This window comes from Candidatus Binatia bacterium, from assembly GCA_035631035.1.
Taxonomy (GTDB): Bacteria; Eisenbacteria; RBG-16-71-46; order SZUA-252; family SZUA-252; genus DASQJL01.
In genome coordinates this window covers 93299-105902 of record DASQJL010000060.1, presented here as the reverse complement: position 1 = coordinate 105902, position 12604 = coordinate 93299, and the positions used below count along the sequence as shown (strand labels likewise).

Annotated in this window: 12 protein-coding genes; 11 read left to right on the top strand and 1 reads right to left on the bottom strand. The window is 70.9% G+C overall.

Translation table 11 applies throughout. The features are described from left to right. The first annotated feature begins 13 nt into the window (after positions 1–13). From VE326_06030 to VE326_05980, 11 genes are all read left to right on the top strand, one after another. Positions 14–508, top strand: coding sequence for a hypothetical protein (locus VE326_06030; protein ID HYJ32762.1), 495 nt, complete (start codon positions 14–16; stop codon positions 506–508). Between the two features lie 294 nt (positions 509–802). Beyond that, entirely contained in the window at positions 803–1015 is a 213-nt protein-coding gene (locus tag VE326_06025; GenBank protein HYJ32761.1) for a CsbD family protein, read from the top strand. Positions 1016–1674: 659 nt separating this feature from the next. Further along, the gene (locus VE326_06020) at positions 1675–2673 is read left to right on the top strand and encodes a DNA topoisomerase IB (protein ID HYJ32760.1); all 999 of its coding nucleotides are present in this window, start codon (positions 1675–1677) and stop codon (positions 2671–2673) included. Further along, positions 2670–4538 carry a phosphatase PAP2 family protein gene (locus VE326_06015; protein HYJ32759.1) on the top strand — a complete coding sequence of 623 codons (1869 nt, stop codon included), beginning with the start codon at positions 2670–2672 and terminating at the stop codon, positions 4536–4538. Before VE326_06020 ends, VE326_06015 begins: the two co-directional genes overlap by 4 nt. Before the next feature lie 26 nt (positions 4539–4564). Beyond that, entirely contained in the window at positions 4565–5422 is an 858-nt protein-coding gene (locus tag VE326_06010; protein HYJ32758.1) for an SDR family oxidoreductase, read from the top strand. Then, a complete protein-coding gene (locus VE326_06005; protein ID HYJ32757.1) occupies positions 5419–5817 on the top strand; it encodes a response regulator in 399 nt (132 codons plus the stop codon). The genes VE326_06010 and VE326_06005 overlap by 4 nt, the downstream gene beginning before the upstream one ends. A gap of 133 nt (positions 5818–5950) precedes the next feature. Next, positions 5951–6373: a hypothetical protein gene (locus tag VE326_06000; GenBank protein ID HYJ32756.1), complete on the top strand. Its 423-nt coding sequence runs from the start codon at positions 5951–5953 to the stop codon at positions 6371–6373. Continuing rightward, positions 6366–6743 (top strand): YtxH domain-containing protein, encoded by a 378-nt coding sequence (locus tag VE326_05995; GenBank protein ID HYJ32755.1) that lies wholly within the window; start codon positions 6366–6368, stop codon positions 6741–6743. Before VE326_06000 ends, VE326_05995 begins: the two co-directional genes overlap by 8 nt. Positions 6744–6894: 151 nt before the next feature. Continuing rightward, positions 6895–9588 carry an MASE1 domain-containing protein gene (locus VE326_05990; GenBank protein ID HYJ32754.1) on the top strand — a complete coding sequence of 898 codons (2694 nt, stop codon included), beginning with the start codon at positions 6895–6897 and terminating at the stop codon, positions 9586–9588. Beyond that, positions 9578–10414, top strand: a complete 837-nt coding sequence (locus VE326_05985; GenBank protein HYJ32753.1) for a PIG-L family deacetylase — start codon at positions 9578–9580, stop codon at positions 10412–10414. Before VE326_05990 ends, VE326_05985 begins: the two co-directional genes overlap by 11 nt. After that, complete coding sequence (locus VE326_05980; GenBank protein HYJ32752.1) at positions 10411–11961, top strand: aspartate aminotransferase family protein; 1551 nt, start codon at positions 10411–10413, stop codon at positions 11959–11961. The genes VE326_05985 and VE326_05980 overlap by 4 nt, the downstream gene beginning before the upstream one ends. A 22-nt stretch (positions 11962–11983) precedes the next feature. On the opposite strand, the gene VE326_05975 is transcribed toward VE326_05980, so the two are convergent. Beyond that, on the bottom strand, positions 11984–12601 hold the full coding sequence (locus VE326_05975; protein HYJ32751.1) for a Gmad2 immunoglobulin-like domain-containing protein: 618 nt from the start codon (positions 12599–12601) through the stop codon (positions 11984–11986). Positions 12602–12604 lie beyond the last annotated feature (3 nt).

Genomic DNA, 12604 nt, shown 5'->3' with positions numbered 1-12604 from the left:
ACAGGAGGAAGTCATGTCGAAGCTCGTGACGGCCATCTTCAATTCCAGAGCCGCGGCCGAAATGGCCGTGGATGAGCTGACCCGCGCCGGCTTCGCGCCGGAGGACGTCAGCCTTCTGATGTCGGAGTCCACGCGCGGCCGTGAGTTCGCCGTGAAGAAGGGTTCCAAGGTACCCGAGGGAACGGCGACCGGAGCCACGGTCGGCGGCGTCATCGGTGCGGTGGCCGCGGGACTCGCGGCGGTCGGATCGCTGGTCATTCCGGGACTCGCCCTCGTGGCCGCCGGACCGGTCGTCGCCGCCCTGGCTGGGCTGGGAGCGGGCGCCGCGGCGGGCGGACTGACGGGTGCCTTGATCGGACTCGGGATTCCGGAGCACGAGGCCAAGTTCTACGACAAGGAGATCGAGAAGGGCGGCATCCTGCTGGGCGTCTATGCCCACGACGATCGGCAGAAGGTGGCGCGTGACATTTTGGAAGCCGCGGGCGCCGAGAAGGTCGGCCGGGCCTGAGCGACCCCATTTGTACACGGTACAGCGGGGTTTTCCAGGACTTACATGGGTAGCGGAGCGGCCTCGGGCCGCTCACCCCGCTGTTTCCAAGAACTTACGCCCAATCTGGAATCGGCACGGAGGCTGCTAGGTGAACATCCGACGAGTTCACGGAGCGAAGGAATCTCGACCCGGCTCCAGATACCTGAAGCGACATTCCAGCGATCACGGGTGCTGAGCTGAGCAGGCACGCCGTTCCGTGCCGGCTCACGACAAGCACCTTTCGAGCGATCCGACGCTCCAGCGAGGGATGAGATGAACTGGGACACCGTCGAAGGCAACTGGAAGGAATTCAAGGGACGCGTCCGTGAGCAGTGGGGACGCCTCACCAACGACGAAGTTGACGTCATCAGCGGACGGCGGGACAAGCTCGTCGGGAAGCTGCAGGAGCACTATGGCATTGCGCGCGAGGAAGCCGAGCGCCAGGTCCGCGAGTGGACCGACATGCTCGAGGTGTCGCGCCCCTAGGCCGCAATAAAATCCTCGTAGAAGCCCAAGCGGGGGGCCCTCCTCCTCCAATTGGCCTTCCCACGGGAATCGGGCGGTTCCCCACCCAACCCATTCCCATAGATGGAAGGGCCCCCGCTTCAAAACCTCCGGTCGCGGACGCCGCGGTCGGAGGTTTTCGTTGGTCCTCGGGTGGAGTCTTCGCGGTGGGGAGGCTTCGCGTGCCGGAGAGCAAAGCGAGGCAAAAAAACGGGCGGGCAACGTGCTCGTTTGGATTTCAACTCGGTGAGGCGAAGAGTTCACTTTCGTGATCTTCGATTCTCACGTCTGAATTCCACGAGCACCCTGCACCGCCCAACAAGCGGCCGCTTGGCGCATCTCTCTATGTCAACGGGCCCGGTCAGGGACCGCTGATCGATCAGCGGTCGTTCTCGCATCCGAGCGAGAACGGTGCCAATGGCGCGGCACACGGGATCCGCCATGACGAGCGCTGCGGCGCCGCGGCTTATGCGGCTCGAGCGCGAGCGCCGCGGGCTCGGCGTCGCGGCGACGGGCGAGCAATTCTACAAATAACAACAGTAGAGGGCCGCCCGTCCGCGCGTTTAGCCGCTGGGGCGCCCTTCCTAGCGCCCATGGCACATCTGTTGCGCGGCTCCGCCGCAGTCGAGGGACCTGAACGCATGACCATCATCGAACGACTCCAGACGACCGGCATACGCCGGACCGGCTCGCCGGCAAGAGGATTCCGCTACCGCACCGCCAAGGGCCCCGTTCCGCGCGCGGAGCTGGCGCGTATCGACGCGCTGAAGATTCCTCCCGCGTGGACCCGGGTCGCCGTCGCCCCATCGCCGAAGTCCGCCGTGCAGGCGGTAGGGCAGGATGCCGCCGGCCGGTGGCAATACCTCTATCACGAGACGCACACGGCCCGGCGGGAGCGGGCCAAGCAGCAGCGCCTTCTTCGCTTCATTGCGGCGCTCCCCAGAATGCGCCGCGCCATCGCGCGGGATCTGCGCCGCCGGGGGTTGGGGCGCGAGAAGGTGCTGGCCGGGATCCTCAAGATCCTGGGCACCTGCTTCCTCCGCCCGGGCAACCAGGTCTATGCCGACAAGAACGGCAGTTTCGGGCTCGCGACGCTCCGGCGCCAGCACGTCAGCGTGGACGGAGACCGGGTCGTGTTCGACTTCATGGGGAAATCCAAGAAGCGCCAGCGCCGCGAGCTGGTCGATCCCGAGATCGCGCGGCTCGTGCGGGAGCTGCTTCGCTATCCCGGCGAAGTCTTCAAGTTCCGGTCCGAGGACGGCTCCATGACCGACGTGCACACGGGGCACATCAACGCCTACATCAAGGAGGTCATGGGCGAGCAGTTCAGCGCCAAGGACTTCCGCACGTGGGCGGGTTCGCTCCTCTGCGCCTGCGCCCTGGCCCGGGCGGAATCGGAGCGCGCCCGCACCAAGCAGGAGCGGAAGAAGCGGATCGCCGCCGCCCTGCGCGAAGTGGCCGAACAGCTCGGGAACACGCCCGCCGTCTGCCGCTCGTCGTACGTGTTCCCGGCGGTTCTCCGAAAGTACGAGCAGGGGCGCGTGATCGGAGCCTTCTTCGAGGACGTGTCCGAGCTCTCCAACGGCAACGCCAGGCGCGTCGAAAAGAGCGAGCGCGCGCTGATCGAGCTGCTCCGATGAGCCCTCGCTCGGCCCGCCCGCGCGCCAAGTTGGTGGTGATCCGCCCCGAAGAGCGGGTCCGCCCCCGGGGCAGCCGCGCCACGCCGGCGCGGAGCCGCCCGGAGCGCGGAGCCGGAGAGCCCCATCGAAACGGCTCGCCGCCGCCCGACCTCCTCATCCTCCACAACGCCGGCTCCGCCCGCTTCACGACCGAGGCGATGAACGCGGCGGCGCAGACGGTGTTCGGACCGCTCGGCCTCAAGCACCGCGTGGTCACGGTGGAGGCCGGGCCCGGCGCCGACGCGGCGGTGCGCCGTCACGTGGCGCGCGCGATCCGCGAGGGCTGCAGGCGCGTCGTCGCCGCGGGAGGCGACGGCACGGTCAGCATGGTGGCGCAGTGCCTGGCGCGCCGGCGCGGCCAGGACCCCGCCGTCTCGCTCGGCATCATCCCGGGCGGCACCACGAACGTCCTGGCCCGCGAGCTGGGAATTCCACTCGGGCTGGAAGAAGCGATGGCGGTGATCGCCGAGGCCGGCCAGGTCGTGGCGCTGGACGCCATCCTCGTGGGCCGGCGGTACGTCTTCACCCAGGTGGGCGTCGGCCCCGACGCGCTCATGATCCGCGACACGACCCGCGAGCGGCAGGAGAAGCTGGGCCGCCTCGCCTACGTGCTCACATTCGTGCGGCGGGCCTTCGGCTTCCGGCCGCGGTGGTTCACGCTGCGTCTGGACGGCTCCGTGGTCCGCGCGCGCGCCTGGCAGATCGTGGCCGCCAACGTGGGAACGGTGGGCGCCCCTCCGTTCACGTGGGGACCCCGCATCGATCCCACCGACGGGACGCTCGACCTGTGCGTTTTCAACGTGAACCGGAAGCGCGACTTCGGAAAGCTGCTCTGGCGCTCCCTGACGAGCCGCCACCGGAGGGACGAGAACGCGCGCTTCTACCGCGTCAAGGACCGCGCGGTCGTGGAGTCGAGCCAGCCGGTGCTGGTGCAGGGCGACGGCGAGATCATCGGACGCACCCCGGTGACGATGCGGGTCGTTCCCTCGGCCCTCCGCATCCTGGTCGCCAAGCCCGCAGCCGGCGCCAGCGTGACCGAGCCTGCCACGGCGGCAGCCGAAGCGGCGCCCCCCGCGACCGGGACCGGGGAGGCGCTCCCCGCGGCGGCGGAAGCGGCTCCCTCGGCGCCGAGCCGCAGCGCGGCTTCCGAAGAAGACGCTCCGGCGGCGGCCTCCGACGCGGGCGCCGGTCCCGAGGCCGCGCCCACCGTGACCGAGGACGTCGCCCGGATGATCGGCGAGCGCTCCCGCACGTGGCCGCTCCAGGGGATCTTCCGCCACCCGCTCGCCGCGATCGAGGCGTACGACGCCGCCATCTTTCTCCACCTCAACAACGTCACGTTCGGCGAGGCCGTGGACCGCGGGCTGGAGGCCCTCTCGCGCTTCATCCACTATGGCGAGGGGTGGGCCGTCGTCGTGCTGCTCATCCTCTTCGTGGACCTTCGGCAGGGGCTGGAGGCCGCCGTCGTGGCGCTTCCGGCGCTGTGGGCCACGATGATCACGGTCAACGTCGTCCTGAAGCCCATCTTCCGGCGCCGGCGTCCCTTCATCGCGTTCGTCAAGGCGCGGGTCATCGGAACGCGTCCGCGCGACTTCTCCTTTCCCTCGGGCCACGCCGCCGCCGGGTTCGCGGGCGCGGTGCTGCTCGGCATGTTCCTGCCGCGGTGGGCTCCTCTCTTCTACCTGTTCGCGCTCGCGGTGAGCTTCTCGCGGATCTATCTCGGCGTGCACTACCCGAGCGACGTCGTCATGGGGGCGTTCGCCGGCAGCGTCCTCGCGGTGGTCTATCGCGCGCTCATCCACCTGCTCCTCGCCGGCGGCGCCTGACCGGAGGAACCATGCCCCAGAAGACCATGCCCAAGAAGCCGCAGCGGCCGCCGCAGAAGCAGCGGCGCCAGCCGGGACGCGAGCGCCTGATGAAGCCGCGGCCCAAGTACGACGATCCGTCGCGTCCCTCGTGCGGGCGGCTCCTCGGCAAGGCCGCCCTGATCACGGGAGGAGACAGCGGGATCGGACGCGCCGTGGCGGTGGCCTTCGCCCGGGAGGGCGCCGACGTCGCGATCGTCTACCTGGAGGAGCACGAGGACGCGCGCGAGACCGAGCGGCTGGTCCGGGAGCACGGCCGGCGCGCGATCCTGATCGCGGGCGACGTGGGGGACGACTCGTTCTGCCGCGAGGCGGTGCGACAGACGGTCGCCGGGCTCGGGAAGATCGACGTGCTCGTCAACAACGCGGCCGAGCAGCATCCCCGGGAGCGTCTCGAGGAGATCTCGGAGGAGCAGCTCGTGCGCACGTTCCGGACGAACGTCTTCTCCATGTTCTTCCTGACGCGCGCCGCGCTGCCGCACATGCCGGAGGGCGCCTCGATCGTGAACACGGCCTCGGTGACCGCCTACCGCGGGAGCGCGCACCTCATCGACTACGCCTCCACGAAGGGGGCGATCGTCTCCTTCACCCGCTCGCTCGCCCAGGCGCTCGTCGACCGGAAGATCCGGGTGAACGCCGTGGCGCCGGGACCGATCTGGACGCCGCTCATCCCCTCGACCTTCCCGCCGGACCAGGTCAAGACCTTCGGATCGGACGTTCCGCTGGGACGCGCGGGCGAGCCGGTCGAGGTCGCTCCCCATTACGTGTTCCTCGCGTCGGAAGAGGCCTCGTACACGACGGGACAGGTGCTCCACCCCAACGGGGGGGAGATCGTGAACGGATGAGCGCCGACGAGATCACGCGCGCCGAAGAGCGCCCCCTCTCGATCCTCGTGGTCGACGACGATCCCGACTCGGCCGACAGCCTGGCGCTCCTGCTGGAGCACTGGAACCACCGGGTCTGCGTCGCCTACGACGGCGCGCAGGCGATCGAGACCTTCCGCCGGGAACGGCCGTCGGTCGCGCTGATCGACATCAGCCTTCCCGATATGGACGGGTACGAGGTCGCGCGCGCGCTGAAGAAGGAAGAGCACCCCGCGACGCTCGTCGCATTGACCGGCTACGGCGACGACGGGGACCTGCGCGCCTCCAAGGAGGCCGGCTTCGACCGTCATTTCGTGAAGCCGATCGATCTGCGCAGCCTTCGGGAGCTGCTCCTGGGCGCGGGCGCGCGGTCGTGAGCCGCGGGATCGCCGTGTCGGCGCCGTTGGCCTTCATATTGCTGTTCCTCGGAAGAGAAGGGGTTGGGCCATAGGAGCGAAGCGAAGGGTGCGCTCCAACCGCAAGGCCGATGGGGCCGGAGGAGGATGAAGGATGTCGCTGCTACTCGAGATCTGCTTTGTAATTGTAACAATTGCGGTAGTGGCCATCGCCATCGCCACGGTCAGCGCCCTCCAGCGGGTGGGGAAAACGACCGAGAAAGTCAACGAGCTCACGGAAGAAGTTCGCGGCTGGATCGCTCAGCTGAAGCACGTGACGAGCGGCGCCGAGGAACTCGTGGTCTCCATCAAGGAAGTCGTCCCTCCCGTACGACGCGTCGTGGACCGCTTCGAGGCGATCGGCGAGCGTACCGCCCAGCTCTCGGACGCCATTCTGGAAGAGGTGGAGCGTCCCGTCATGACCGCCGTCGCCGTCGCGCGCGGGGTCCGTACGGGAACGGCCCACTTCTTCGAACGAATCACGAACCGATTTCATCGCGGCCGCGCCGCGACGAACGGAGGCTACGCAGATGAATGAGAATCCTTATCTGAACGAAGAGTCCAGGGGCGTCGCGTCCGGGATGTCCGGCTTCATGCTCGGCGCCATCGTCGGCGCCGGCGTCGCGCTTCTGTTCGCCCCCGCCGCCGGGACCGACACGCGGCGCAAGCTGGGCGAGACGGCCAAGCGTCTCGGCAGCGCGGCGCGCGACAAGGTGCAGGAAGGCCGCGAGCAGCTTCAGGACCGTTTCGGCAGCAGCAGCGATCGCGAACGCCAGGGCTCCTCGTCCTCGAGTCCGACCACGGGCTTCGAAGCGGGCCGCCGCGAGCCGGTTCCCAGCACGGGCAGCACCACGAACCCGGGGCAGACGGGACGCACCGGCGCGACGCCGGGACGGTCGAATCCCTAACAGGCGTTTCTCGGCTATAGAAAAACCCCCCACAAGGGGGCGGCACCGCGGAGGTGTAGGCCGGACGGTTCGGGCTCAGGCTCGGCCGTATGCGAACTACACCTTTCGCGGGCCTTTTTTTGGGTGCTCCGCCGCATGATACTCTGATCGTATGCCACGCCCCTCCGCACGCGACCTGATTCGCGCCGCAGGCGTCGCGGCCCTGTACTACGGGGCGGGAAGACTGGGACTCGCTCTCGCCTCGGTCAGCTCCAGCGCGACGGCGGTGTGGCCGCCCACCGGGATCGCGCTCGCCGCCCTCCTCGTGTTCGGATATCGCATGTGGCCGGCGATTCTCGCGGCCGCCTTCCTCGTCAACATTCCCGTGTCGGGAGCCGGCGCCGTGTCGGCCGCCGTCGCCGTCGGCAATACGCTCGAGGCGCTGGCGGGCGCCTGGCTGGTGCGACGCTTCGCCGGGGGTTCCGCCGCGTTCGAAGAGCCCCGCCGGATCTTCGCCTTCGCCGGGATGGGCATGCTGGCCACCGCGGCGAGTCCGACCATCGGCGTGACCGCCGTCGCCGCCGCCGGCGCGGTCGCCTGGCGCGAGTACGGGCCGGTGTGGCTCACCTGGTGGCTCGGCGATCTCTCCGGCGCCCTCGTCGTGGCGCCGTTCCTCATCCTCTGGCTCCGCCGCCCCCACGTTCGATGGAAGCTGCGCCGCGCCGCGGAGGCGGCCGCCCTGTTCGCGTCGCTCATCCTCATCGCATCGCTCGTATTCGGGGGCGCGTCCAGCTTCCCGGGAGGGGCGCCGCCGCTGGAATTCCTGTGCGTCCCGGTGCTGGTCTGGGCGGCGTTCCGATTCTCGCTCCGCGAGGCGTCCACCGCGACGCTGCTGCTCTCGGGGATCGCCATCCTGGGCACCCTCCGCGGAGCCGGGCCTTTCGCCCGGGCCGACGTGAACGAGTCGCTCCTCCTGTTGCAGGCCTACACCTCGGTCTCCTCGGTGCTGGTGCTCGCCGTCACCGCCGCGCTCGCGGGCCGCCGACGGGACGAGGTGCGCGTGCGCCGCCTGGCCACGGAGCTGGAGGGGCGCGTCGAAGCGCGCACCGCCGAGCTGAAGCGCGCGGTGCAGACCCTCCGCGAGGAGGCGCGCGAGCGCGAGCGGGCCCAGGAGGCGCTCGGAACGAGCGAGGCGCGCCTGCGCGAAGCGCAGCGGGTCGCGCGGGTGGGCAGCTGGGAGTGGGACATCGAGCGGGACTCGCTCTGGTGGTCGGAAGAGCTCTACGAGATCTACGGGGTGGACCCCGCCACCTTCCCGGCGACGTTCGATTCCTTCATCGCGCTCGTGCACCCCGAGGACCGCCCCCTGGTCCGGCGTGTGGTCGAGGCGGCCCACCGGAACCGGCAGCCGTTCAAGATCGAGCACCGCGTCGTGCGTCCCGATCAGACGGTCCTCACCGTGGCCGCGCGGGGCCGCGTGGTCGTCGACGATCAGGGGCGCGCGGTCCGGATGCTCGGCACCGGGCAGGACGTGACCGACGAGAAGCGGGCCGAGGAGGAGCGCTCGCACCTACTCGTGGAGCGCGAGGCGCGGCGCCAGGCCGAGGAGGCGAACCGGCTCAAGGACGAGTTCCTCGCCACCCTCTCCCACGAGCTGCGCACGCCGCTCAACGCGATCGTGGGCTGGGCCAATCTGCTCCGCGAGGGAACCCTGGATCCCGCCACGACGACCCGCGCGGTCGAGACGATCAGCCGCAACGCCCAGATCCAGAGCCGGCTGATCTCCGACATCCTCGACATCTCCCGGCTCATCGCGGGACAGCTCGACTTCAAGCTCCAGATGGTCAGCCTCGAGAGCGTGATCGAGGGCGCGCTCGACACCATGCGCCCCGCCGCGGAGGCCAACGGCGTGCGCCTCGAGGCGAACCTGGCGCCGGCGATCGGCTCGGTGCTCGGAAGCCCCGACCGCCTCCAGCAGGTCGTCTGGAACCTCCTCTCGAACGCGATCAAGTTCACGCCGAAGGGCGGACGGGTCTGGATCGCGCTCTCCGCGCGCGAGACGAGCGCCGTGATCCGCGTCGAGGACGAGGGGATCGGCATCGATCCCGACTTCCTGCCGCACGTCTTCGAGCGCTTCCGGCAAAAGAATCCCTCCAGCTCGCGGCGGCACGGCGGCCTGGGACTGGGGCTGGCCATCGCGCGGCACATCGTCGAGTTCCACGGCGGGACGATCACCGCCGAAAACCGGGAAAGCGGCCGGGGCGCGCGCTTCGTGGTGACGCTGCCGCTCGTGGAGGCGGCCGAGGCGGCGCGCGCCGTGGAGGGGGGCGCGCCCGGGAGGGGCGCCCCGCGCGCCGAGTGGGGTCCCGACCCGGCGGGCGCGCCGGCCCGCGCCGCCGCGGCGGCCGAGGGGGCGGAGCCGGAGCCGGCGGCGAACCCGCTGGCCGGGGTGCGCGCGCTCCTCGTCGAGGACGAGGCCGATTCGAGGGAGCTTCTGGCGCGGCTCCTCACCAGCTGCGGCGCCGAGGTGCGGGTCGCCGGCAGCGCGGCCGAGGCGCTGCCGCTCCTGGTGCGCGAGCATCCGAACCTCCTGATCAGCGACATCGCGATGCCCGGGGAGACCGGCTACGACCTGATCGAGCGCGTTCGAGCGCTCGCTCCCGAGGCCGGCGGCCGCATTCCCGCGATCGCGGTGACCGCCTATACCGGCGCGGAGGACGCGCGCCGCGCGCTCCGCTCCGGCTACCAGGCCCATCTGTCGAAGCCGGTCCAGCTCCGGGAGCTGGTGCGCTTGGTGGCGGACCTCATGGAGGGCGCCTCGCTCCCGCTCGAATCCCCCGGACCCTCGGGACCGCATGGCCGCTGAGGGAAGCGGGGGCGTCGCGCGCAGGGGCGGGCCGCTCGGCCTGATGGGCATCTTCGCCCACCCCGACGACGAGACGCTGGGGGTGGGCGGCGTCTTCGCCCGCTATGCCGCCGAAGGGGTGCGGACCTCCCTGGTCACGGCGACGCGCGGGGACCGCGGTCGCTTTCGCGGCGTCCGCCACGGCGAGGGCCCGGAGCATCCCGGTCCCGAGACGCTCGCCCGAATCCGCGAGCGCGAGCTGCGCGAGGCGGCGCGTGTGCTCGGGATCGGGGACGTCACGCTCCTCGACTACGGCGATGGACGGCTGGACGAAGCCGATCCGCGCGAGGCGGTCGCGCGGATCGCGGCGGAGATCGGCCGCGTCCGGCCGCACGTCGTGCTCACGTTCGCGCCGGACGGAGCCTACGGACACCCGGACCACATCGCGATCTGCCAGCTGGCCACGGCGGCCGTCGTCGCCGCGGCCTCGGCGCCGGCGCCGCACACCGTCTCCAAGCTCTACTACATGGCCACGACCCAGGCGCGCTGGGACGCCTACCAGGCGGCCTTCAAGAAGCTCGTGTCGCTGGTGGACGGCGTGGAGCGCCAGGCGCAGCCGTGGCCGGAATGGATGGTCACGACCACCGTCGACACGCGCGAGCAGTGGCCCACCGTATGGCGCGCCGTCGTCTGCCACGACTCGCAGGTGGGAGGCTATGAGAAGCTGAGGCATCTCGCGCCGGAGCACCACGAAGCCCTGTGGGGCCGTCAACAGTTCTATCGCGTTCTGAGCGTCGTGAACGGAGGCCGCGGCATGGAGACCGATCTCTTCGAGGGGTTGCGATGACGACGAAGACCGATGGAGGCGCCGCGTCCGCCGGCGCGAACGAGGCGACCCGCCGGGAGGCGCCGCTCGCGATGGATGCCGATCGCTTCCGCGCGGCGGGGCACCGTCTGGTGGACCGCGTGGCCGATCTCCTCGCGTCGGTGCCGGAGCGGCCCGTCACGCGCGGCGAGGCGCCCTCCGGCGTCCGCGCCGCGCTCGATCTGAACGGGCCCTTGCCGGAGGAGGGCTGCGAGCCGGAGGCGCTGCTGACGACCACGGCCGGGCTCCTCTTCGACCACTCGCTCTTCAACGGCCATCCGCGCTTCTTCGGCTACATCACGTCGCCGCCGGCGCCGGTGGGCATCCTGGGCGAGATGCTCGCGGCGGCGGTGAACGCGAACGCCGGCGCCTGGATCCTCGCGCCGGCGGCCACGGAGATCGAGACCCAGACGATCCGTTGGATCGCGGAGCTGATCGGCTATCGCGCGTCGGCCGGCGGGATCCTCGTGAGCGGCGGCAACATGGCGAACTTCGTCGGCTTCTTCGCCGCGCGCGCCGCCATGGCGCCCTGGCCCGTGCGCGAGAAGGGTACCGCGGGCGGACCGCCGCTTCGCGCCTACGGCTCGGCCGAGACGCACACCTGGATCCAGAAGGCGGCCGACCTCGCGGGCATGGGCACCGAGTCGGTGCGGTGGATCGAGACCGACGGCGCCTTGCGGATGCGCGTGGACGCGCTGCGCCGGAAGATCCGCGAGGACCGGGAGCGCGGCGATGTGCCCTTCCTGGTGGTCGGCACCGCCGGGAGCGTCGGGACGGGCGCGGTGGATCCGCTCCCGGAGATCGCGGCGCTCTGCCGCGAGGAGAAGATCTGGTTCCACGTGGACGGCGCCTACGGCGGGCTCGCCGCCGCGGTGCCCGAGGCGCCCGAGGATCTCCGCGGGCTCGCCCTGGCGGACTCCGTCGCCGTCGATCCGCACAAGTGGCTCTACGCCCCGATCGAGGCGGGCTGCGCGCTGGTGCGCGATCCGGCGCGGCTGCGCGCGGCGTTCGCGTACCACCCGCCGTACTACCGCTTCGGCGAAGAGGGACTCAACTACGTCGAGTACGGCCCGCAGAACTCGCGCGGGTTCCGCGCGCTCAAGGTGTGGCTGGCCCTCCGGCACGCCGGCGCCAAGGGCTACCGCGCCATGATCGCCGAGGACATGCGCCTGTCGCGCGTGATGGCCGAGCGCGTGGACGCCGAGTCCGACCTCGAGCGCTTCACGCAGTCCCTGAGCATCACGACCTTCCGGTTCCTCCCCCGCGATCTGCGCGAGCGCCGCGGGGAGGCCGAGGTCGCGGAGTATCTCGACCGGCTGAACCAGGACCTGCTGGACCGCATCCAGAACGGCGGGGAGTGCTTCGTGTCGAACGCCGTCATCGGCGGGCGCTACGTGCTGCGCGCCTGCATCGTGAACTTCCACACGGGCGAGGCGGACGTCGCGGCGGTTCCGGCGATCGCCGCGCGGGTCGGGCGCGAGGTGGACGCGGCGCTCCGTCCCGCGGCCCTGCGCGCCGCGCGGACGTGAAGCGCGGCGAAGGGACGGCGCGCTAGCGGAAGCGGACGGGCAGCCGCACCGACGCGGCGTGCTCCGGCAGGTCGGAGGGGTTGCTCCGCTCGAGGATCAGCGTGCCCTCCTCCGTCTCGGGAGGCTCGAAGTCGAGCGTGAGGGAGAAGGGAACGTACTCGGGCGTCATCCAGTCGCCCGTCGCGCGCGCGACGCCGCGCGCCACCACCGAATCGCGCGCATCCAGCAGGCGCACCGGAAACTCGGCCTCGAAGAACCACGAGCCGCGCGCCCGCCCGGCGATCCAGAGCGGGCTCTGGGCGACCTGGTTCGGCTTGGGGGTATCGAGGAGCACGGGACCGAGGCGCGTGGCTCCGGCATCGGCGGGCGAATCGGCCAAGGGATCCTCCCCGCCATCCGTCGGCGGCGCTTCGCCCGCCGTCATGGCGACCGAGTCGATCCCGTAGGGGGCCGGCCGGGGAGGCGGCGAGGCGAGGCTCTCGGCGACGCTCGCTGCGCTGGAGTCGACCATGTATCCCGCGTCGGGGTTCGCCGCGTCGGAGTCTCTCGGCAGCGGGCGCAGTGCGAAGTAGCCGAAGCCTGCTCCCGCCAGGAGCGCCGTGATTCCGGCAATCCACCAGAGGCGATGGGCGCGGCTCATGGA

Bases quoted from the DNA above. Each gene is read 5' to 3' on its own strand.
- VE326_06030 (HYJ32762.1), top strand. From the start codon at position 14: ATGTCGAAGCTCGTGACGGCCATCTTCAATTCCAGAGCCGCGGCCGAA.
- VE326_06025 (HYJ32761.1), top strand. From the start codon at position 803: ATGAACTGGGACACCGTCGAAGGCAACTGGAAGGAATTCAAGGGACGC.
- VE326_06020 (HYJ32760.1), top strand. From the start codon at position 1,675: ATGACCATCATCGAACGACTCCAGACGACCGGCATACGCCGGACCGGC.
- VE326_06015 (HYJ32759.1), top strand. From the start codon at position 2,670: ATGAGCCCTCGCTCGGCCCGCCCGCGCGCCAAGTTGGTGGTGATCCGC.
- VE326_06010 (HYJ32758.1), top strand. From the start codon at position 4,565: ATGCCCAAGAAGCCGCAGCGGCCGCCGCAGAAGCAGCGGCGCCAGCCG.
- VE326_06005 (HYJ32757.1), top strand. From the start codon at position 5,419: ATGAGCGCCGACGAGATCACGCGCGCCGAAGAGCGCCCCCTCTCGATC.
- VE326_06000 (HYJ32756.1), top strand. From the start codon at position 5,951: ATGTCGCTGCTACTCGAGATCTGCTTTGTAATTGTAACAATTGCGGTA.
- VE326_05995 (HYJ32755.1), top strand. From the start codon at position 6,366: ATGAATGAGAATCCTTATCTGAACGAAGAGTCCAGGGGCGTCGCGTCC.
- VE326_05990 (HYJ32754.1), top strand. From the start codon at position 6,895: ATGCCACGCCCCTCCGCACGCGACCTGATTCGCGCCGCAGGCGTCGCG.
- VE326_05985 (HYJ32753.1), top strand. From the start codon at position 9,578: ATGGCCGCTGAGGGAAGCGGGGGCGTCGCGCGCAGGGGCGGGCCGCTC.
- VE326_05980 (HYJ32752.1), top strand. From the start codon at position 10,411: ATGACGACGAAGACCGATGGAGGCGCCGCGTCCGCCGGCGCGAACGAG.
- VE326_05975 (HYJ32751.1), bottom strand. From the start codon at position 12,601: ATGAGCCGCGCCCATCGCCTCTGGTGGATTGCCGGAATCACGGCGCTC.